Origin of the sequence: Caproicibacterium argilliputei (assembly GCF_029211325.2) — a bacterium.
Classification (GTDB): domain Bacteria; phylum Bacillota; class Clostridia; order Oscillospirales; family Acutalibacteraceae; genus Caproicibacterium; species Caproicibacterium argilliputei.
This window is the reverse complement of record NZ_CP135996.1, coordinates 1,831,513-1,851,310: the sequence shown is the minus strand read 5'-3', so window position 1 is coordinate 1,851,310 and position 19,798 is coordinate 1,831,513. Positions and strand designations below refer to the sequence as shown.

At 52.5% G+C, this 19,798-nt stretch carries 19 protein-coding genes; 6 read left to right on the top strand and 13 right to left on the bottom strand.

The window, feature by feature from the left end; translation table 11 throughout:
- Positions 1 to 5: 5 nt before the first annotated feature.
- From PXC00_RS09065 to uxaC, 4 genes are all read right to left on the bottom strand, one after another.
- Positions 6 to 2,123, bottom strand: coding sequence for a two-component system response regulator (locus PXC00_RS09065; RefSeq protein WP_275846475.1), 2,118 nt, complete (start codon positions 2,121 to 2,123; stop codon positions 6 to 8).
- Between the two features lie 586 nt (positions 2,124 to 2,709).
- Positions 2,710 to 4,332 carry a putative bifunctional diguanylate cyclase/phosphodiesterase gene (locus PXC00_RS09060; RefSeq protein WP_275846477.1) on the bottom strand — a complete coding sequence of 541 codons (1,623 nt, stop codon included), beginning with the start codon at positions 4,330 to 4,332 and terminating at the stop codon, positions 2,710 to 2,712.
- Between the two features lie 127 nt (positions 4,333 to 4,459).
- Positions 4,460 to 5,419, bottom strand: a complete 960-nt coding sequence (locus PXC00_RS09055; protein WP_275846480.1) for a bifunctional 4-hydroxy-2-oxoglutarate aldolase/2-dehydro-3-deoxy-phosphogluconate aldolase — start codon at positions 5,417 to 5,419, stop codon at positions 4,460 to 4,462.
- A 63-nt stretch (positions 5,420 to 5,482) separates the two neighbouring features.
- Positions 5,483 to 6,898: a glucuronate isomerase gene (uxaC, locus tag PXC00_RS09050; protein WP_275846482.1), complete on the bottom strand. Its 1,416-nt coding sequence runs from the start codon at positions 6,896 to 6,898 to the stop codon at positions 5,483 to 5,485.
- A gap of 186 nt (positions 6,899 to 7,084) precedes the next feature.
- Here uxaC and PXC00_RS09045 point away from each other — a divergent pair, with 186 nt between their 5' ends.
- A complete protein-coding gene (locus PXC00_RS09045) occupies positions 7,085 to 7,984 on the top strand; it encodes an AraC family transcriptional regulator (RefSeq protein WP_275846485.1) in 900 nt (299 codons plus the stop codon).
- Here PXC00_RS09045 and PXC00_RS09040 read toward each other — a convergent pair.
- Positions 7,963 to 8,133 carry a YjfB family protein gene (locus PXC00_RS09040; RefSeq protein WP_316934925.1) on the bottom strand — a complete coding sequence of 57 codons (171 nt, stop codon included), beginning with the start codon at positions 8,131 to 8,133 and terminating at the stop codon, positions 7,963 to 7,965. The genes PXC00_RS09045 and PXC00_RS09040 overlap by 22 nt on opposite strands.
- Before the next feature lie 190 nt (positions 8,134 to 8,323).
- On the opposite strand from PXC00_RS09040, the gene PXC00_RS09035 reads away from it, so the two are divergent.
- Positions 8,324 to 8,785: a cupin domain-containing protein gene (locus PXC00_RS09035; RefSeq protein ID WP_275846490.1), complete on the top strand. Its 462-nt coding sequence runs from the start codon at positions 8,324 to 8,326 to the stop codon at positions 8,783 to 8,785.
- Between the two features lie 12 nt (positions 8,786 to 8,797).
- On the opposite strand, the gene PXC00_RS09030 is transcribed toward PXC00_RS09035, so the two are convergent.
- The 3 genes from PXC00_RS09030 to PXC00_RS09020 form a co-directional block, all read right to left on the bottom strand.
- Positions 8,798 to 9,118: a hypothetical protein gene (locus PXC00_RS09030; protein WP_275846492.1), complete on the bottom strand. Its 321-nt coding sequence runs from the start codon at positions 9,116 to 9,118 to the stop codon at positions 8,798 to 8,800.
- Positions 9,119 to 9,192: 74 nt separating this feature from the next.
- A complete protein-coding gene (locus PXC00_RS09025; RefSeq protein ID WP_275846495.1) occupies positions 9,193 to 10,152 on the bottom strand; it encodes a YihY/virulence factor BrkB family protein in 960 nt (319 codons plus the stop codon).
- 22 nt (positions 10,153 to 10,174) lie between these two features.
- Positions 10,175 to 11,125, bottom strand: coding sequence for a DMT family transporter (locus PXC00_RS09020; protein WP_316934924.1), 951 nt, complete (start codon positions 11,123 to 11,125; stop codon positions 10,175 to 10,177).
- Positions 11,126 to 11,347: 222 nt separating this feature from the next.
- On the opposite strand from PXC00_RS09020, the gene PXC00_RS09015 reads away from it, so the two are divergent.
- From PXC00_RS09015 to galE, 4 genes are all read left to right on the top strand, one after another.
- Positions 11,348 to 12,724 (top strand): MATE family efflux transporter, encoded by a 1,377-nt coding sequence (locus PXC00_RS09015; RefSeq protein WP_275846501.1) that lies wholly within the window; start codon positions 11,348 to 11,350, stop codon positions 12,722 to 12,724.
- A gap of 217 nt (positions 12,725 to 12,941) precedes the next feature.
- A complete protein-coding gene (locus PXC00_RS09010; protein WP_275846504.1) occupies positions 12,942 to 14,243 on the top strand; it encodes a galactokinase in 1,302 nt (433 codons plus the stop codon).
- Between the two features lie 201 nt (positions 14,244 to 14,444).
- The gene (galT, locus tag PXC00_RS09005) at positions 14,445 to 15,428 is read left to right on the top strand and encodes a galactose-1-phosphate uridylyltransferase (protein ID WP_275846506.1); all 984 of its coding nucleotides are present in this window, start codon (positions 14,445 to 14,447) and stop codon (positions 15,426 to 15,428) included.
- 94 nt (positions 15,429 to 15,522) lie between these two features.
- Entirely contained in the window at positions 15,523 to 16,533 is a 1,011-nt protein-coding gene (galE, locus tag PXC00_RS09000; protein ID WP_275846507.1) for a UDP-glucose 4-epimerase GalE, read from the top strand.
- Between the two features lie 281 nt (positions 16,534 to 16,814).
- On the opposite strand, the gene PXC00_RS08995 is transcribed toward galE, so the two are convergent.
- The 5 genes from PXC00_RS08995 to PXC00_RS08980 all read right to left on the bottom strand — a co-directional run bounded on the left by PXC00_RS08995 (position 16,815) and on the right by PXC00_RS08980 (position 19,771).
- On the bottom strand, positions 16,815 to 17,624 hold the full coding sequence (locus PXC00_RS08995; protein WP_275846511.1) for a purine-nucleoside phosphorylase: 810 nt from the start codon (positions 17,622 to 17,624) through the stop codon (positions 16,815 to 16,817).
- A gap of 356 nt (positions 17,625 to 17,980) precedes the next feature.
- Complete coding sequence (locus tag PXC00_RS08990) at positions 17,981 to 18,544, bottom strand: tyrosine-type recombinase/integrase (protein WP_275846513.1); 564 nt, start codon at positions 18,542 to 18,544, stop codon at positions 17,981 to 17,983.
- Positions 18,545 to 18,785: 241 nt separating this feature from the next.
- Positions 18,786 to 19,004: a hypothetical protein gene (locus PXC00_RS08985; RefSeq protein ID WP_275846516.1), complete on the bottom strand. Its 219-nt coding sequence runs from the start codon at positions 19,002 to 19,004 to the stop codon at positions 18,786 to 18,788.
- 14 nt (positions 19,005 to 19,018) lie between these two features.
- Positions 19,019 to 19,105 carry a type II toxin-antitoxin system RelE family toxin gene (locus PXC00_RS14090; protein WP_328517248.1) on the bottom strand — a complete coding sequence of 29 codons (87 nt, stop codon included), beginning with the start codon at positions 19,103 to 19,105 and terminating at the stop codon, positions 19,019 to 19,021.
- Between the two features lie 264 nt (positions 19,106 to 19,369).
- Positions 19,370 to 19,771 (bottom strand): type II toxin-antitoxin system HicB family antitoxin, encoded by a 402-nt coding sequence (locus tag PXC00_RS08980; RefSeq protein WP_275846518.1) that lies wholly within the window; start codon positions 19,769 to 19,771, stop codon positions 19,370 to 19,372.
- Between the last annotated feature and the right edge of the window lie 27 nt (positions 19,772 to 19,798).

Sequence of the window (19,798 nt, the reverse complement as noted above, 5' to 3'; positions counted from 1 at the left end):
TGCGGTCAGGCAGTCGTGGAACTGCCCAGTTCCAGAGAACTGGAGAGAAACTGCGCTGAGGCGAGCACCAGTGTCTTCTGGGTGTTGCGGCAAATGACCTGCATCCGCATCGGCACTGTGTACTCTTTACGCGGAATGCTGTAAAATGTTTCAGTCAGAGGCTCACCTGTGCGCACACAGTGCTCCAACCTTGTTTGAAAACGCGCCGGGTCATCCACACAGAACATCGTGGTCAGACTTTCTCCTATGTAATTTCGGACAAAGCTGCAGGTGCTGCAGAAAGCATCATTGGCCCGAATGAGCAGCAGCTTGTCGGTTTGGTACTCAAACAGCGCCAGTGGCCCGATAAAGGAGTGAAAAATTCGGTTGAAAATGGAATCCATCTTCCAGATTTCTTTCTGCGAAATCAGGCAGTTGCTGCCACCCAGATAAGTGGGCTTGACTGAAACGCACTGATTCCGGTCAAGCTGACTGCACAGCAGATTCTGAAAGTCTGCATACGGCATCGGTTTGGCAAAGTAGTATCCCTGTCCATAATCACAGCCCAGACTGCCCAAATACAGCATCTGCGCTTCGGTTTCAATGCCTTCGGCAATCACGCTGACTTCCAGCCATTTGGCAAGGTTCATGATGAAGAATAGGATGTTGCCGCCGCGGCTGCTTTTCTGGGTGTTCTGCAGGAAGCGCATATCCAGCTTGAGGGTGTCTACCGGCACTTCACTGAGCATATTCAGAGAGGAGTAGCCGGAGCCAAAGTCATCCATATCAATATGCAGGCCGTAAGCTTTCAATTTTTCCACGGTTGCAATCAGCTGCTTGGGATTGTCTGTATAAGCGGTTTCTGTGATTTCCAGATGGATGCATTCCGGCGCTAGCTTTTGCTGGTTCAGAATGTCCATGATGATTTCCGGCAGGTGGGGATTGTAAATATCTACGCGCGAGATGTTAATGGAAACTGGAACATAGCGGTGCCCTTGGTCAATCCATTCACGCATCTGGCGGCAAACGGTTTTCCACACAAAAATGTCAAGCTGCGTGATAAAGCCATTCTGCTCGAAAAGAGGAATAAATGTATCTGGCGGCAGAAACCCCCGCGTGGGATGCTGCCAGCGCACCAGGGACTCCGCACCAATGAGAGTGCCGGTTTTTAGGTCGTATTGCGGCTGATAATAAACTACAAATTCCCCGTTCTGCAGTGCACTGCGCATCTCTGCGGCAATCTGCTGCTCTTCATTTAAACGGTTGCCGATGGCTTTGTTGTAAAAGGCAATCTGCGCATCATACTTGCGAGTGATGGATTTGCAGGCAATTTTGGCGCGGTCAAACATGGCACGCACGGTGATGTCAGTGTCTTCAATTGGGTACACGCCGAATTTTAGCTGTACGTGCATATACTGCATGGAGCTTTCCGCCAGTTCGTTCTGAATGCGCGAGAGCAGGGTGGAGTAGCAGGATTGGCGCGGCAGAATGGCGGCAAAGATGTCACCGCCATGCCGGCAGACGTAGCCGTCTGAAATACAGCTTTGCAAAACCTTGGCAAGGAAGCAGAGCAGACGGTCGCCTTCGGTTTCTCCGAATACATCGTTGACGAGTTTGAAATTTTCAATATCCATGCAGAGCAAGTCATACGCTGTCTGTTTATTTTGGCTGAGCAGTTCTGCAGCGTGCATATAGAATGCTTCTTTGTTATACAGGCGGGTCAGTGCATCATGTTCGATGCTGTTGGCAAAGGCAGCGGTTTCATGCAGCTTGATGATGTTGGCAATCTGCTGTTTAATCAGCGCAGGATTATACGGTTTTGTCAAAAAGTCTGACGCGCCGCGCGCCAGAGCGTCAATTTCAAATTTTGAATCCTCCCGCTGGGTTTCCACAATGACTGGAACGGCCGCCAGCCTTTTGTCTGCCTGCTGAATGTCCAAAAAGGTGTATCCACTCATGACTGGCATTACCAAGTCCAGCAGGATTGCGGAAATCGCTTCGGGCTTCTGGCGCAGGATCTGCAGACCTTCCTGTCCGTTAGCGGCTTGTACAATGTCGTATTCGTCTGAAAGGATTTTGCAGAGAATCTGGCGGTTCACCTGATTGTCGTCTACAATTAGAATGAGACGCTTGTTTGAAATCATTCCCGAAATCTCCTCCTTTTTTCAGGCAGGCGAAAACTGCCTGAAATTGCTTCACGCAAGCGAAAAGCAATACTTTACACGGGCAGCAAGAGAAAGCCCATGCACGCATAGATATATAGAATCATTCTTTGAAATTCTGCAAAACAATAAATCTTGTATGAAAATGAAGCTTTATCCCTGTTTCAGCTGGATTTTAAAAAGGCTGATGATAAAATAGAGAATCTGTATAGAAAAAATTATATACTTTTATGAATCTTATTTCAATATGGCAAGACGCAAAAGTTGAGAGAAATTTTATAAGATTCGGACGAATCCCTAATAAAACATACAGAATTATAGGTGAAGGTGAAAAAGAAATAGAATATTTTATAAATCCACTCTATTCTGCTTTTAAAAGCAGATAATTGGTGTGGCAGCGCCGCATAGAAGCCGGAGCTTCCGCCGCACTGAACAATCGAAACTAATATTTATGCAGGATGCAGTTCTGCAGACGGTTAAAAAAGGTGTCAAAAAGCGACTTGCATCATCCATCTGTACCGCGCTTCCAAACAAAAGGGCTCGCTGCACCTTTTAGACAGCGAACCCTTTATGCACTTTTTGGCTGCAAGTACTGTTGGGCAAACTGTTCGGCAGGAATGGGACGGCTGACGTAGAATCCCTGAATGATGTCACAACCGTATTCCAGCAGCAGCTGTGCCTGCTCCGGTGTTTCGACCCCTTCCGTGACAATGCGCAAACCAAGTTCGCGTGCCATGGCAATCATGTGCCGCAGAATAGTGCGGCTGCGCTGTGGTGCCACACCGCCTTTCAAAAAACCGCAGTCCAACTTTAGCACGTCCACTTCTAAGCCGTCCAGAAAGTTCAGGGAGGAGTAGCCGGAACCGAAGTCATCCATGTTAATGGCAAAGCCATCGCTGCGCAGTGTCTGCAAAACGCCGGTCAGCCGGTTAATGTCCTGTACAAACAGACTTTCCGTCAGCTCCAGCTCCAGCATTTTGGGGGAGAGCCGGTAGCGGCTTGTCAGGCTTAGCACTGTGGAGCAGAACTGCGGGCTGCACAGGTGCAGGCGTGACACATTGACGGAAATCGGCACAGCTGCAAGCCCATGATCCAGCCAGAGGCGCTGCAGGCGGCAAGTTTCCTGCCAGATGTAGGCATCCAGTTTCAGAATGAAGCCGTTGCGTTCAAACAGCGGAATAAACCGGTCAGGAGGGATTAAACCGAGCGTGGGATGGTTCCAGCGCACCAGTGCTTCCGCGCCGACGACGTTTTGCGTCAGCAGGTCGTACTTCGGCTGCAGGTAGACCACGAACTGCCCGGACTGCAGGGCATCTTCCATCTGAAATTCCATCATGCTTTCGCAGCGCTGCTGCTGACGAACCTGTTCATCATAAAACCGGTAGTGCGGCAAAGCACCGACTTTTGCAAATTTATGTGCAAATCCCGCTTTCTCCAAGCACACAGCGGAAGGTTCCCCACTTGCGGCGGGGCGGTAAATGCCGGTGGAGGCCAGCAGAGAGGTGTGCCGCAGCGGATGTATACTGCCGATACGATCCAGAAAGGCAATTACGGCTTCATCCGTATCAAAATCGACCATCAAGCAGAAAACATCGGCAAACATATGGCCGCAGCAGTCGTGCGGGCCGATTTGCTGCCGCAGCATTCGCGCGATGCCTGCCAGTAGCCGGTCACCTTCCTGTATGCCGAATGCATCGTTAAAAATGCGAAACTTATTCAGATCCGTGCGGATATAAACATACTGTGCTTGCGGAAAAGCCGCACGCAGCTGATCTGCGCGTTGGCAGAACGCCGTTTGGCTGTACAGCCCGGTGACCGTGTCACGTTCGGCAAGGGCACACGCGCTGCCGCTATTCGCCGAGCACAGCGGCAGTCCGGTGATGTCGGTTCCGGTCACCACCTCGACTCTGCGGCCGCCGGTTTGCGCGCTATGTCCGCGCATGAGGTACCGGCGGCTGGAAGCGGCGTCTGTGTACTGCTGTGTAAAGCAGGGAGCTGTGTCTGCAGTACAGCAGGTGCAGGGTTCGCTGCGACCGTAAAGCGCCTTGTAGCACTTGCGGTTCTCGCCGGTGCCGATATGATCCGCGCGGGCAAAGCAGCGCGCGGCAGAGTTCCAGTAAAGCAGTTCATAAGTCTGTGCGTCACGAACGTAGGTCAGGATATCCAGCATATCCGGCAGGCGCTTTTCCATTCCGTTCTCCTTACTGCTGAAGATAGCAATTTAGAAATTTTTAGCGTTTCTAACCAATGCTATTTTACTACAGATTCGGCAGAAAGGGAAGTGCTTCTTTTCATTTTTCTGTATTTTTGCACGCCGCTTAGTTTTGAGACAGATGCAACGCAAAACCGCCGAATTCCTCTTGCAGGTAAATCAGCCGCAAGCTGCCGTCTTCGGCGTACTGCCGGCTGCTGTCATCAAAGGAAACGCCGCGCAGCTGCAGGTAATCCACCGCACGCTGCAAGTGGCTGACACCCAGTGCCACGTGTCCGTTTGTGCCGCGTCCGGGGGTTTTCATCAGTTCAAACAAACTGCCGCTGAAGTAAGAAACCAGCTTTTCTTCTTTTGAAAGTGAAAGTGCGCGCAGCGCGTCGCCCAGCGCAGATGCTTCGCCGCTGTTTTTGCAGTTAATGCCCACGTGCTGGACGCGCAGCCCCAGCATGGTCTGCACGGCTTCACGCGTCAGCTGTTCGATGCGGTCAAACTGATGGGCTTCAATCAGCGACTCTTTTACCATCCAGGTACCGCCGCAGGCGAGCACTTTATCAAAAGCAAGGTAGCTGTCCAGATTTTCCGGCTTGATGCCGCCGGTCGGCATGAAATGCAGGTTGCCGTAAGGCGCGCTCATGGCTTTAATCATGGGCAGACCGCCTGCCGCTTCCGCGGGGAAAAACTTCACAGTGTCCAGCCCCAGTTCCATAGCGCACTCACACTCTGCAGGGGTTGCGCAGCCGGGCAGCATGGTTACGCCGTGTTCCAGCACATGGCGGGTCACTTTGGGGTTCAGCCCCGGGCTGACCAGAAACTGCGCACCTGCGTCAATGGCGCGGTCTGCCTGCTCGGTGGTCAGCACGGTGCCGGCGCCGACCAGCATTTCCGGAACGGCACTGCGAATCCGGCGGATGGCTTCCTGTGCACCGGCGGCACGAAACGTGATTTCCGCAGCGGGCAGACCTCCGCGGCAGAGAGCCTGCGCCAGCGGCACCGCGTTTTCTATGTCACGGACTTTTATGACGGGCACAATGGTGACTGCACCGATTTTTTTCAAAATTTCATTCATGGTAACAACTCCTTTATGCATCAGAATACCATAATCGACTGTAAAAAGAAAGTGCTATGCGTGCTATTCCTGCATTTTCGGCAGATCAAAATAGGTTTCGGCATTATGAAAGCAGATATCCTCCACCATGCCGCCCAGCAGGTCGTAATCCGTGGGCAGTTCGCCGCGCTCTGTCCACTCACCGAGCAGGTTGCACAGAATACGACGGAAGTACTCGTGCCGCGTGTAGGACAGGAAGCTGCGGGAATCGGTCAGCATACCGATGAAGCCGGAAAGCAGGCCAGTGTTTGCCAGTGCCCGCATCTGCGCTTCCATGCCGTCCCGGTGGTCGTTAAACCACCATGCCGCGCCCAACTGCATTTTCTGCGGGAAAACGTTTTCTTGGAAGCAGCCGAGCACGCTGGCAAGTTTGTCGTTGTCGTTGGCATTGAGAGAGTAAACAACGGTTTTGGGCAGTTCACCGGTACGGTCCAGCGCATCCAGCAGAGCGGCGAGAGAAGCGGCGGAGATGCCATCTCCCACGGCGTCAAAACCAGTGTCGGCACCGCACTGTGCCAGCATCCGGCTGCTGCAGCTGCGGATGACGCCGAAGTGCAGCTGCATGACAAGCCCCAGCCTGTGGTATATGCGTCCCAGTGCCAGCAGCAGCTGTACTTGGTAAGCGTTTGTTTCAGCATCGGTCAGGGATTTTCCCTCCATGCGTTTCTGGAACGCAGCCTCCGCTTCCGCGCGTGTTCCGCAGCGGAAGTCCGGCGATGCCAGACTCTGGTCGGCAGAAAGGCAGCCTGCCTGCCGGAAAAAGACCGCGCGTTTTTCCAAAGCGTCTTCCAGCTCACGCAGCGTGGTAATGGATTGACCGGTCACCTGCGAAAGCTGCTGCACCCAGACTGTAAAGTTCTGATTTTCGGGATGCAGCGCTGTTTCTGGTCGGAAGGAGGGCAGCACCCGCACGCCGAAGCTTTTGTCGGCGGCCAGTGCCTTATGGCAGTGCAGGTCGTCCACGGGGTCATCGGTGGTGCAAAGCGCGGCGACGCCGCTGCGGCGGATTAACTCTCGAGCCGAACACGCCGGGCTTTGCAGCTGCTCTCCGCTGCGCTCCCAAATGCGCGGCGCGTTTTCCGGGTTGAGCAGGTCGTCAATGCCGAAGTAGCGTTTGAGCTCCAACTGTGTCCAGTGATACATCGGGTTGCCGGCACAGCGGGGAACCGTCTTGGAAAATTGCAGGAATTTGTCGTAAGGGTCGGCGTTTCCGGTGATGTACGCTTCCGGTACACCGGCAGCGCGCATCAGGCGCCATTTGTAGTGGTCGCCGGAAAGCCAAACTTCTGTTAGATTGCGGTAGGTTTTGTTTTCGAGAATTTCTGCCGGACTCAGGTGGCAGTGATAGTCAAAAATCGGCGCTTTTTCCGCGAAGCGGTGGTACAGCAGCGAGGCGGTGCCACTGTGCAGCATGAAGTCGTCTTGAATGAGTGGTTTCATGTGTGTATTCCTCCTAAAAGCTCTTTTTGCCTGTCATTTCTTCATTTTAGTATACACGCATTTTTTGCAGAATACTTTGCGAAATTTGCGGATATACACTGCAAAAATTGCGCAGTTTGCGGGAAAAATCCTTGCCTTTTCTTTGCGCTCGCGGTACGATGGTAAAAACACGCAGGGAGGGGCACTGTGAAACAACTGTTTGGGGAATTTACGGACAGACAGGAAATGATCCGTCCGGATTTTGAGTATTTTCATTCTGTCAACCACGAGCCGGTCGAGGTGCCTTATCACAGCCACGATTTTTATGAAGTGCTGTTTTTCCTTTCTGGTAATGTCACATATCTGGTCGAGGGGCGGCAGTACCGCCCCCAGTCGGGGGATGTTCTGCTGACCAATAACCGGGAGCTGCACCGCCCACAGGTGTGGAAGGGGCAGGTTTATGAGCGGGTTGTGCTGTGGCTGCAGCCGGCGTATGTCCGTTCCCTCGGCGGCAGTGACGATTTGTCACTGTGCTTTGAGGTTTCTGCCCGCCGCCGCCTGAACCTGCTGCGGCCGGTGCCGGAGGTGCGGGATGCACTGCACACCCTTTGCCGGAAACTGGAGCAGGTGTATGTCAGCGATGCTTACGGCAGCGCGGCACTGCGGCGCGCTTACTGTGCGCAGCTTTTAGTCTTGCTCAACCGCGCTTGCTTTGCGGCGCCGCTTGATTTGGGAAAAACGGTGGAGCAGGATGCAAAAATGGACGCGGTTGTGCAGTATATCAACCGGCATTTGCGCGAGGAACTTTCTCTGGATTCGTTGTCCGCCCGTTTTTATTTGAGTAAATATCATTTAACGAGGCAATTTAAAAAATACACCGGCTTTTCCGTCCATCAGTACATTGTGCGCAAGCGGCTGATTGCCGCTCGGCTGGCGCTGCAGGCGGGCGCCGCTCCGGGCGAGGCTTACCTGCAGAGTGGTTTTGCCGACTACACCAACTTTGCGCGCGCGTTTCATGCGCAGTACGGCATTTCTCCGCGCGAAATGCAGCAGACAGCAAAAAACCGCCCCGAAGGGCGGCCCGTTTACGCTAAAACGTCCAGTTGATGGTTGGAAGCCTGCATGGTCTGAATCAGTGCGGCACTTTGTGTTTCCTGCAGGTTCATCGCCTTTTTTGCAACAGAAACGCTGGCGGTCTGCTGGGTTTGTGCCAGATGCATACTGGTGCTCATGGCGGCAATAGAAGAAACGTCCATTTTGTCATCTCCCATCTTTTTCTTTCACTATACCACAATTTCATCGGAAAAGAAAGGAAAAATTAAGAAGCCTGACAAACGTTTTTTGTGACGCGCAGGTAGCTGTTGCAGCCGGCTCCTGCTTGGTTCTCTTTTCCCGAAGTACGCATACACTGTACTATAAAAATACGCTTGGAAGGGAAGGAAAGCGATGATGGATAACCGGCAGTGCCCCTGCTCCGGCAGTCGGCAGAGAAATCCGATTGTACACCTGACGGATCACGGACCGGAGCCGTATGCGCTCAATCTGGCCAAAGCAACACGGGATAATCGGATGTTTCGAACAGCCCTGTGGACCGGAAAGCACCTGCAGCTTACGGTCATGAACATTAACCCCGGGCAGGAAATCGGGCTGGAAATGCACCCCGACACGGACCAGATGCTGTATGTGGAGGACGGCCACGGCATGGTTCGTATGGGGAAAGAAAAAGACAATCTTGATTTTCGCACGAATGTTTTTGTGGACGATGCATTCTTGGTGCCGGCGGGTTATTGGCACAATGTGATAAACTCCGGTGTGCGTCCGCTCAAGCTTTTCTCCGTCTATGCACCGCCAGAACACCCTCGCGGAACTGTTCATGCCACCAAAGAGGACGCAGAGGAGCAGCACTGAACCAGTGTGCCATTATGGGTAAAAACGCGGCGGTGTGGGGCGGCGCAGAGGGTCATCTTGGTTCTTTTCTTCCGGCGTGGGAAAGGGGGCAGCAGACCGCTTTGCTTTTTTGGCGGCGCGGTCGGCACGCTCGTCTGCGTTGGCGTGGGTTTGACCGGTGGTGCAGACACCGCCTTCATAAGCGACATCTGTGCTGTTGGTGCCGGAAAGCGCATCCTCCATGCTGCAGTCGGGAATGTGGCAGTACCGGTCGTTGTTTTGCTCAAAGCCGCTGATGTGCTCGCCCTTGGGAAAGCGGCAGTCCCTGAAAAGTTCGTCTGGTTTGTAAACCATAAAAAATCACCTCATGCGTAGCTTTCCCACCGCATGGGGTGATTTTTCGTCTCAGAATCTGTCGGTTTCTGTCCCTATTTTTTGTTGAGATGATTTTTGGAGTGCGGTTTCTGCGGGGGATGCCGCAAATCCCATCCGCACAGCCACAGGTATTTCCACTGGGGTACGGTGACTTTTTTCATACGCATTTCCGAGCGCATTTCCAGGTAAATGCCGTTCACTTCCGCACCGAGAATCAGCACAAATCCACTGAAGTACAGCCACAGCAACAGCACAATGACCGCACCGAGCGTGCCGTACAGCAGGGAGTAATTGTTGATATTTTCTACATAAAACGCGTAAATTACGGAAAATGCCAACCATGAAAACATGGCCAGAAAGGTGCCGGGCAGCACCCGCTTAGGGGTGTGCACACGGCCGGGCACCAGGTAATAAATCAAAAACAAAACGGAAAAAAGGATGACTGCCAGAATGACAAAGCGGAACAGGTTCCAGATGTCAATGGAGGTGGAGGTCAGGTGCAGAACAGGGGACAAAAAGTGCAGTACCCGCCGCCCGACGTTAATCAAAATGAGGGAAACCAGAATACCGATCATCATCAGGAACGTTGCCGCAAACAGATTCAACTGCTGCCGCAGGGGCGATTTCGTGGATTTGTAGCCGTAAGCGGTACGGATAGTGCGGATTACACAGTTCATGGCACGCATGGTAAAGTAAAACAGCAGCAGGATGCTGCCGAGAAACAGCGAAAAGTTTTTGGTGCCGCTGTTGACTTGATTGATGTGCTCCATATAGGTGGCTGTAATGTCCAGAATGTCCTGTGGCACGATGCCTTTCAGCATTTCCATAAACAGCGGCGGCAGCTTTAGCCAGGTGAGCAGCATGGTCACCAGAATCAGTGCCGGAAACATGGAGAAAAGGAAATAGTAAGCCAGCGCCGCCGCCGAGCGACCAATGTCGTGCAGCATATACCGGCTGAGCAGCCGAATAAAAATCGGCTGCTCCGTGTAGGGCAGCGTCAGGTTTTCTTTCACGGGAGCACCTCCTTTTCTGGGTTTAGGGATGATTCCTTTGCGGAAGCTGTGGCTCTGCGGCGGGCGCGCTTCGGTTCACCAGAATAATGCCGGCACAGACCAGCACCAGCGCCGCCGCGGTTTTCCAGCCGGAAAGGGACTCACGCAGGAACAGCGCTGACAGCAGCACACCGAACACCGGTGTCAGAAAATTGTACACAGCAACCTGCCCCGCCGGGTGCTTCTGCAGCAGAACCGTCCAAATGGTAAACGCAATACTGGAAAGCGCCGCAAGGTACAGAAAAATCCCCCAACTCTGCGCACCGGTCGGTGCCAGTCTGCCGCCGCCGAACAACCCGATGACCACCAGTACAGCACCGCCCAGAAACAGCTGCCACCCGGTCGCGCAGAATGGGTCTACCGTGCGGGTAATTCCTTTGCTCAGCAGGGAGCCGACTGAAAACATGGCGGTGGCGAGGAACAGCAGACCCTCGCCGTCCAGACGGAACCCGCCGGCGGCACCGTCCAGATTCACCAGCACCACGCCCACAAACCCAACCAGACAGCCGAGAATCCGGCGGCGGGTCATGCGGTCCTCGCCGCGCAGGAAAAAGTGTGCCAGTATGACAGTGAGGAAGGTGCCGGTGCCCTGAATAATGGAACCGCGCACACCGGTGGTGTTGGCAAGTCCCAGATAAAACAGCAGGTACTGCGCGGTGGTCATCACCAGCCCCAGACCAAAAACAGAAAGGCAGCTTTGCCGTGGCGGCACCGGCAGTTTCTTTTCCCGCACAAGCTGAAAAAGCAGCACCAGCAGCCCCGCAAGCGCAAAGCGCAGCCCGGCAAACAGAATCTGAGAGAACGCCCCCTGCACCCGAAAGGCAAGGTACCCGATTTTAATGCACGGAAAGGCGCTGCCCCACAGCAGCGTGCACAGCACGGCGGGCAGCACAACGGCGGCGGTTTCTTTGGCGTTTTCGGTGGTTTTCAACATTTAAAAAAGTCCTTTGCATTCAATAGGTAAAATAGCCATTACAATTTCGTATTATACCGCAGACGCGAAGGAATTTCCAGTCTGGAAAGAAAGAACAGCGAATGCGGAGGGCAGAAGAATCGGTTTACTTTTGTCGTTTGCGCGCGTACAATGAAATGCGGAAAACAGAAGTGTGTTTTCTAAAATCAATTTTAGACATATGGAATCTTTCTGGGGGTTGGAATGAAACAGCGGGAAAACCTGTTTACAAGGCAGGAATTGTGGCGGCTAATCTGGCCGCTGGTGATCGAGCAGCTTTTAGCGGTGACAGTGGGTATGGCGGATGTGACCATGGTTTCATCTGTTGGAGAGGCGGCTGTCAGTGCGGTTTCACTGGTAGATATGCTCAATGTACTGATGCTCAATGTTTTTGCCGCCATGACCACAGGCGGTGCGGTGGTGGTCAGCCAGTATCTGGGGGCAGAGAACCGGCAGGGAGCGTGCCGCGCGGCATCGCAGCTGCTGACGGTTTCCCTGCTGATTAGCCTGCTGTTCATGGTGCTGTGCCTGACGCTGTGCCGACCGATTCTGCGCCTGTTTTTCGGTGCGATTTCAGACGAAGTCATGCAGAACTGCGTGCTGGTTTTTACCATTTCCGCGCTTAGCTACCCGTTTATCGCTTTGTACAATGCGGGCGCGGCGCTGTACCGCTCCATGGGCAACAGCCGCGTTTCCATGCTGACTTCCGTTTTTATGAATGTGCTGAACATTGCCGGAAATGCATTTTTCGTGTTTGGCCTGCACATCGGTGTGGCGGGTGTCACAGTTTCCTCGACATTGGCACGTATTTCCGGCGCCATCGTGATGATGCAGCTGGTGCGGCGGCGGGATAATATGGTGTATGCCTCCTTTACCTGGGAACAGCTGAAACCGAATCTGCAGATGATCCGTCGGATTCTGCGCATCGGGATTCCCAGTGCACTGGAAAACAGTATGTTTCAGTTGGGGCGCACGCTGGTGGTCAGTATCATCTCGGTTTTCGGCACGGTGCAGGTTGCGGCAAACGCAGTTGCCAATAATCTGGACGGTGTTGGCTGCATTCCGGGACAGGCTCTCTCCTTAGCGATGATTACGGTGGTCGGGCGGTGTGTGGGCGCCGGGGATCTGCAGCAGGTGCGGCACTACGCCAAACATTTGACCGGAATTGCCTATGCCAGCATGATTGCGGTCTGCGGTTCCGTGCTGCTGTTCCTGCAGCCGATTTTTCTTTTGTATAACCTGACACCGGACACCTTGGCACTTGCGACCAAGCTGGTCTTTATTCATGATGGCTTTGCCATGCTGTTCTGGCCGCTTGCGTTCGTGCTGCCCAATGCTTTGCGTGCGGCAAACGATGTCCGCTTCCCCATGATATGGTCTATCATTTCCATGTGCGTATTCCGGATTTTGTTCAGCTACATTTTAGGGCAGCATTTCGGTATGGGCGCGGTTGGTGTGTGGATTGCCATGGTGCTGGATTGGGTGTTCCGTGCGCTGATTTATACCATCCGCTTTTTGTCTGGAAAGTGGCAGGCATATGCACGCCTGCATTCGGTTGTGCAGACCCCGCCGGCAGGCTGACAAAGGTCTTAAAAAGCAGAAGGATTCCACAAAATTGTGGATGCGCGCCTGTACGATATGTAGAAAGTACAGGCGCGCAACATTTATCCATAAATTTGAAACATTCCGTGCTTGCACCTTCTGTAAAACCGGATTACTATAAATGTGCAGAAAGCAAACATGAATTTCGGAAAATCTCACAATTTGTTAGAAACGGTCAGATAAGGAGATGTAGAAAATGAAACGGATTCAGGCAAAGGACGCCTTCCTATTGGGAAGCCTAAATGAGAAAATAAAGCATATTTACGCCTGCGGGGAGGATGGCTGTGAAGCGGTCGCGCAGCGCTACGCGGATGCGATTGACTGTTTTGCTTCCCTTTATGGGGAAGAGCGCGAGGTATTTGTGTTCAGCGCGCCGGGGCGTACGGAAGTTGGCGGAAACCACACCGACCACCAGCGCGGCCATGTGCTGGCGGCGGCGGTGAATCTGGACGTGATTGCTGTTGTTTCTCCAAACAGCGATTATAAAATTCGTGTGAAGTCGCAGGGCTATCCGGAAGATCAGGTGGATCTGACAGACCTTTCCGTACACGAGGAGGAAAAGAACACCAGCCAGGCGCTGCTGCGCGGCATTGCAAACCGCTTTGTGGAAATGGGATATCCGGTTGCCGGGTTTGACGCGTACACCACATCACAAGTGCTCAGCGGCAGCGGGCTTTCCAGCAGCGCAGCGTTTGAGGTGCTGATTGGAACCGCCATCAACACGCTTTTCTGCGGCGGCAAGGAAAGTGCCATGAAGATTGCGCAGGTGGGGCAGTATGCCGAAAATGTCTATTTCGGCAAGCCGAGCGGTTTGATGGATCAGGCAGCCAGCAGCATTGGCGGTTTTGTCGCCATCAATTTTGCCAATCAGGAGCATCCGCAGGCACAGCAGGTGGCGTTTGACCTGAATTCCTGCGGCTATGCGCTGTGTATTATCGACACACACGCGAGCCATGCGGACTTGACGCCGGATTACGCGGCGATTCCGGCAGAAATGCGCGAAGTAGCGGCGTACTTTGGCAAAGAGGTGCTTAGCGAAGTGCCGGAAACGCAGTTCTATGCACATATTCCGGAGCTGCGCAAGGCGGTTGGCGACCGGCCGATTCTGCGTACCATGCATTTTTATCAGGATGACCGGCGTGCGCAGGAAGAAGCGCTTGCATTGCGCATGAAGGACTTTGAGAAGTTTAAGCAGCTTGTCCGCGCATCCGGCGAATCTTCTTTTATGTATCTGCAAAACATCTACAGCGCCGAGCACTGGAATCAGCAGGCTGTTTCGGTGACGCTTGGATTGATTTCACACTTTGCGCAGAGCCTTGCAGACAAAGATGCCATGGCGTGGCGCGTACACGGCGGCGGTTTTGCTGGTACGGTACAGGTGTTTGTGCCCCAGAATCACGCGGCGGCATTTGTCCAGGCCATGAATGCATGGCTGGGTGATGGTTCTTGCCATCTGTTACGCATCCGTCCGGTCGGTGGTATCCAAGTTGCAGGCTGAGTGGGGAAGCCTCCGCCGGCAGTGTGCGGAAGCGCATGGAGCGCGCTTTTGCCTTTTTATAGTCTGCGTCAAAGCGGCGTGAGTGGGGAAGCCTCCGCTGGCAGTGTGCGGAAACGCACGGAACGCGCTTTTGATGCTTTTCAGGGTTTGGGGCAAAGCCCTAAAACCTTAAATGAGATAAGAGAATGGAGGACGTTTACATTGGCTGAGTTAAGATGGAATCCGTTTTTACAGGATTGGCATATGATTGCGAGCAATCGGCAGAACCGCCCGCAGATGCCGAAAGATTACTGCCCGTTCTGCCCAAGTTTCGGCAATGTGCCGGATTATGAAGTATTGGAGTATGACAACGACTTTCCGGCATTGACGCAAAACCCGCCCACGCCGGATGACGTGGCGACCGACTTCTTTAAAACCGCGCCGAACTACGGAAAATGCGAGGTCATTCTTTATTCCCCGGGACATACCACAACCCTGCCGGAGCTTTCCGACAGCCATATGCGCAAATTGGTTGACCTTTGGTGCGAGCGGTTCGCGAAAATGGCGGAAGATGAAAAAATTAAATACGTGTTCCCATTTGAAAACCGCGGAGAGGCAGTCGGCGTGACCATGCCGCATCCCCATGGCCAGATGTACGGTTATTCGTTCATTCCGAAGCGTATTCAGCTGGAGTCCGGCAGCGCGAGAAAGTATTACGAAGAAAACGGTTCCTGCCTGTTCTGCGACACGCTGCAAAACGAACGGAAAGAGCAGAAGCGGGTCATCTTTCAGAACGGCCATTTTACCGTCTATCTGCCGTTCTATTCGGATTATCCCTACGGCGTGTACATCATGGCAAACCGCCATGTGGCATACCTGACGGACCTGACCGACGCGGAAAAAGACAGCCTCGGTATCACGATCCGCGACACCGTGGGGATGCTGGACGCGCTGTTCGGTTATCGTTTCCCGTACATGATGTGTATGTACAGCGCGCCGGTCAACAGCGGCGATTACAGCAAAGATTTTCACTATCACATCAAATTTTTTCCGCCGATGCGCAGTGCGGAAAAGCAGAAATTCAACGCTTCCAGCGAAACCGGTGCGTGGGCCAACTGCAACCCGACCTGCCCGGAAGACACCAGCGCACAGCTGCGGGAAGCGTACAAAAGATACCTCGCCAATCGCCCGGCACAGAATCTGTAAAACTTGACGGCGGCGCGGCTTCGGTGTTATGATGACCAGAAGAAAATGTTCCAAAGTGCAGGGCCGGTTTTTCCGGCGGAAAGGAAGGACAGCAATGAAAACGATTCTTGTAACCGGCGGTGCCGGCTTTATTGGCAGCCACACCTGTGTGGAACTGCTGAATCATGACTACAATATCGTTGTCATGGACAATTTTGCAAATTCCAGTATGGATGCCGTGAAGGCGATTCAGACGATTACCAAACGGGAGTTTCCGTTTTATGAGTGCGATATGTTAGATGAACCGGCATTTGAGCAGGTCTTTGCGGAAAACAAGATTGATGCCGTGATTCACTTTGCAGGGCTTAAAGCAGTTGGGGAAAGCGTGCATAAGCCGCTGGAGTACTACCACAATAACCTGACTGGTACGCTGGTTCTGCTGAAGCTGATGCGCAAATACGGCGTGCACCAGATTGTTTTCAGTTCTTCCGCCACGGTGTACGGCAGCAAAAACCCGGTGCCGTTCCGGGAGGATATGCCAATTGGCGGTACCACCAATCCTTACGGCACCACGAAAGTGATGATTGAACGGATTCTGCAGGATGTCTGCGTGGCCGATCCGGAGATGAAAGCTGCGCTGCTGCGCTACTTTAATCCAATCGGTGCGCATCCGTCCGGCTTGATTGGCGAAAACCCGAACGGGATTCCCAACAATCTCATGCCGTACGTTGCCCGTGTCGCAGCGGGAATCCTGCCGTGCCTGTCCGTTTACGGCGACGACTATGACACGCCGGACGGTACCGGCGTGCGGGATTATATCCATGTGTGCGACCTTGCCAGCGGTCACATCAGCGCGCTGGAAAAGCTGGACACTGCAGAGGGCTGTGTGGTGTACAATCTGGGTACCGGCCGTGGCAGCAGTGTGCTGGAGGTTGTGCACGCCTTTGAAAAAGCTTCCGGCAAAAAGGTCAATTACAAGGTTGCACCCCGCCGTGACGGGGATATTGCCACCTGCTATGCGGACGTTTCCAAGGCGAAAAACGAACTGCACTGGCAGGCACAGTACAATTTGGACGATATGTGCCGCGACTCTTGGAACTTTATTCAGCACACCAAACAGAACTAGTTGGTGAATCCTACAAAAAACATATTTAAAAATTGGAATTGAAATTTGCCCGAATATCCGTTATAATAGTTACTTGTAACAGGACACAGCCGCAATCGTGGTCGAATCCTGCTGCACATACGTCAACAAAAGCAGATCGATGCCCAGTTCGGGCCGTCTGCGTTCCACATACCTGCTATGAGAGGAATCTTTGTTGAGATTAGGGGCTGCTGAAAGGCGGCCTCTTTTTTTCACAAGAAAAGGCAGCGGATTTGTCCCGCTGCCTTTTCTGATGTCTGTTTTTAAAGTTTGGCAAGGATGGTGGAAACCAGACGCTGCAGGTCATGCCCGCGCGCGTCTGCGGTTTGAATGACCTCCTCACTGCTGAGCGGTTTGTCCAGCACGCCAGCACCCATGTTCGTGATGAGGGAGAAGCCCAGCACCTGCAGGCCGCAGTGCGCCGCGGCGATGGCTTCCGGTACGGTGGACATTCCCACTGCGTCTGCCCCCAATGTACGAAACATACGGATTTCCGCCGGCGTTTCATAGCTGGGGCCGGTGGTTGCAAGGTACACACCCTGCTGCAAAGAAATCCCGCATTCCTGCGCTGCCTGTAAAGCCAAGCTGCGCAGCGATGGTGTGTAAACGTGCGTCATATCCGGAAAGCGCGGGCCGATTTCCTCATCATTCGGGCCAATCAGTGGATTGGTTCCCAAAAAATTGATGTGGTCGGTCAGCAGCATCAGGTCGCCCGGTCGAAAGTCTGTGTTGACGCCGCCAGCCGCATTGGTTAAAATGACAGTTTGCGCGCCGAGCGCTTTCATGACGCGTACCGGCAGTACAATGTCTTCCATACGGTGTCCTTCATAGTAGTGGAGCCGCCCCTGCATACAGACAACCGGTATGGAGCCGATGGTGCCCAGCAGCAGCTTTCCAGCGTGACCCGGCGCAGTTGAGGGTGCAAAGCCCGGAATCTCCTGATAGGGAATGACGCAGGGGTTCTGCACGCTGGCGGCAAGCCCACCCAGACCGGAGCCGAGGACGATTCCGACTTTTGGCATCAGTTCAGTTTTTTCGCGGATAGCAGTTACGGCATCCTGTATTTTTTTCATGTGACATTTCCTCCCGTTATAAAGGACGGCGCAGCCTCTGGCTTTCGGCCGCCGTCCTGTTGTGTCATTAGTATATCGAATTCGGCAGGGATGTGCAAGTGACTTTGCAGTTCCAAAAAAGTGCACAAAAGTGTTACAAAACATTCATAAGTCATTCAATCATCCGACACAACCGATTTGTATACTGAAATTGTTCCAAAGGGTACAAGCCGAACCGTGGATCTGCCGACCGCGGTGTGCCCCGCAAGGACTTTCAGTTTGTTTTCATTAAAGATTTCTCCTCTCTCTTAACAGAAAAAGCGCCACTTCTTCGGAAGCCGCGCTTTTTCTGCGTTTACTGGACTTTTTAAGCTTTTTCAGAAGCTGTATTTTTGCCCTTTACTAACAAGGGGGAAATGATCCAATAGCTGATGTTGTTGTTCGTCTGACAGTGCCATTTCTTTTTGCACAGCGGCTTTGCTATGTTTCGTGATTTTAATACCTTCTGTCGGATCATCAATAATCAAATGATTCTGCCGAGCAGTGCGGAACATCTGCCGCATAGTTAACAATACTTTGTCTTGCCATGATTCGGACTTAGCCGCAACGGACAGCATCACCTTTTTGATGTGCACTGGTTTGACGTCCCGCAGCTCCATAGCACCCAGCAACTCCATAATGTTATTATTGTACACGCGGCGGTACATCTCATAAGTGCCTTGACGGAGTCCGAATTTGTAAACCTTGAGCCATTGCTTTGCCCATTCGCCAACCAACGTGTGGTTGCCAACGTCAAGACCGGATTTATCTTCATTCTTAACAGCATCTTCTTTTGCCTGTAATTCAGCGAGTGTTTTTGCATAGACTACTTTGCGCTTACCAGTGGACAGCAAAACAGATTTTTGATACATCCCGTCTTTACGCTTTTTTAGTTTTGCCATTGTGTCCTCCTAAAAAAACTGCCCTGCCAAAATGCAGGGCAGCCGTGAATCGTATTTAACCAAAAGGCTAATCGGTCAACTTGCAAAAATTTTCCATCATCTTTGTGAGTTGGCTCGCCTGACTGACGCCGGCTTGCTTGCAGGCTGCCGCGAAATTATCCACGATTTCCTGTTGAAGTTTGTAGGATTTTGAAATCAGTCCGTGTGCCGCGTTCCAGCGATCCTGTGGGCGAATTTTTTCTCAGTCGGCATTACCATGTAACAACCTTTCCACTTCTTCATTCGATGCAAGCTCGTGGCAGTCAGGATCTTGCTCGACGGCATCCAACATCATTTTGTCAAAGTCGTCTGGCTCCACTTCCGGAGCAGAACTCAGTACCAGCTTGTTCCAGAGAGCCAAAGCTTGTTCTTCCGGCATGACTGTAATTGCACCGATTAGGCGCTCTTTAATGTTACTCATAGCAAATCAACTCCTTATTTATAAATCTGGCCGCGATTGTCTATACGAATGATGAGCACTATCTGACCATTTGAATCAAATATGACCCGGAAGTCGCCCACTCTTAACCGGTATCCGTCACGGCCTTGCAACTTTTTGATATTGCCGTTTGGGAGATTATTAATGCAGCAACCAAGCGTTTCCGTGTTGGCGCATCCTGCCGACTGATGAATTTTAAAGGCTGCTTCATAAATTTAATCTGCATTGTTTGTATCTCCCGTCCATGATAATATTATATAATACGGTGTACCGTAAGTCGATATATTATCTACTTTAGTATAAAAAATTTCAGGCCGGTTAAGGTCGGGAAAACTGTCGTAGAAAAGTTATTTTTCTGCCTGAAGCATATCTTTCAACGCGGTTTGCAGTGTCTGCGAAAAGTTAATGTTGTTCTTTTCGGCCAGCGCATTCAGCCAGGCGGGGATGGTGAGTGTTTTTTTAACACTGGTTGTCTGTACCTGATTGCGCACCAGCGGCATATAAACGGAGATAAGCGCGGGAACTTGGTTTTTTTTCAGTGTGATTTTGTTGATTGGAGAGGGGGCAGGAATTGTTTCGCCGTCCTGTTCCATGCCGAACAAATGCAGTCCTAACGCTTCCTGCGCGTTATGCAGCGCTTCATCGTGTGTCTGTGCACAGGGCAGGCAGCCAGGCAGGTCGGGAAATTCGATCGATATGCCATCTTCTGCAAAAGTGAAAACAGCGATAAATGAATATGTGTCTTTCATACAAAACGACTCCTTTCATGGGTGGCA

Coding starts and splice junctions, on each gene's coding strand:
- PXC00_RS08990 (WP_275846513.1), bottom strand. CDS start 18,544: ATGGCAAAACTAAAAAAGCGTAAAGACGGGATGTATCAAAAATCTGTT.
- PXC00_RS09060 (WP_275846477.1), bottom strand. CDS start 4,332: ATGGAAAAGCGCCTGCCGGATATGCTGGATATCCTGACCTACGTTCGT.
- PXC00_RS09030 (WP_275846492.1), bottom strand. CDS start 9,118: ATGGTTTACAAACCAGACGAACTTTTCAGGGACTGCCGCTTTCCCAAG.
- PXC00_RS08980 (WP_275846518.1), bottom strand. CDS start 19,771: ATGAAAGACACATATTCATTTATCGCTGTTTTCACTTTTGCAGAAGAT.
- galE (WP_275846507.1), top strand. CDS start 15,523: ATGAAAACGATTCTTGTAACCGGCGGTGCCGGCTTTATTGGCAGCCAC.
- PXC00_RS09040 (WP_316934925.1), bottom strand. CDS start 8,133: ATGGACGTTTCTTCTATTGCCGCCATGAGCACCAGTATGCATCTGGCA.
- PXC00_RS09065 (WP_275846475.1), bottom strand. CDS start 2,123: ATGATTTCAAACAAGCGTCTCATTCTAATTGTAGACGACAATCAGGTG.
- PXC00_RS09020 (WP_316934924.1), bottom strand. CDS start 11,125: ATGTTGAAAACCACCGAAAACGCCAAAGAAACCGCCGCCGTTGTGCTG.
- PXC00_RS09055 (WP_275846480.1), bottom strand. CDS start 5,419: ATGAATGAAATTTTGAAAAAAATCGGTGCAGTCACCATTGTGCCCGTC.
- PXC00_RS09035 (WP_275846490.1), top strand. CDS start 8,324: ATGATGGATAACCGGCAGTGCCCCTGCTCCGGCAGTCGGCAGAGAAAT.
- PXC00_RS08985 (WP_275846516.1), bottom strand. CDS start 19,004: ATGAGTAACATTAAAGAGCGCCTAATCGGTGCAATTACAGTCATGCCG.
- PXC00_RS09015 (WP_275846501.1), top strand. CDS start 11,348: ATGAAACAGCGGGAAAACCTGTTTACAAGGCAGGAATTGTGGCGGCTA.
- PXC00_RS08995 (WP_275846511.1), bottom strand. CDS start 17,624: ATGAAAAAAATACAGGATGCCGTAACTGCTATCCGCGAAAAAACTGAA.
- PXC00_RS09010 (WP_275846504.1), top strand. CDS start 12,942: ATGAAACGGATTCAGGCAAAGGACGCCTTCCTATTGGGAAGCCTAAAT.
- uxaC (WP_275846482.1), bottom strand. CDS start 6,898: ATGAAACCACTCATTCAAGACGACTTCATGCTGCACAGTGGCACCGCC.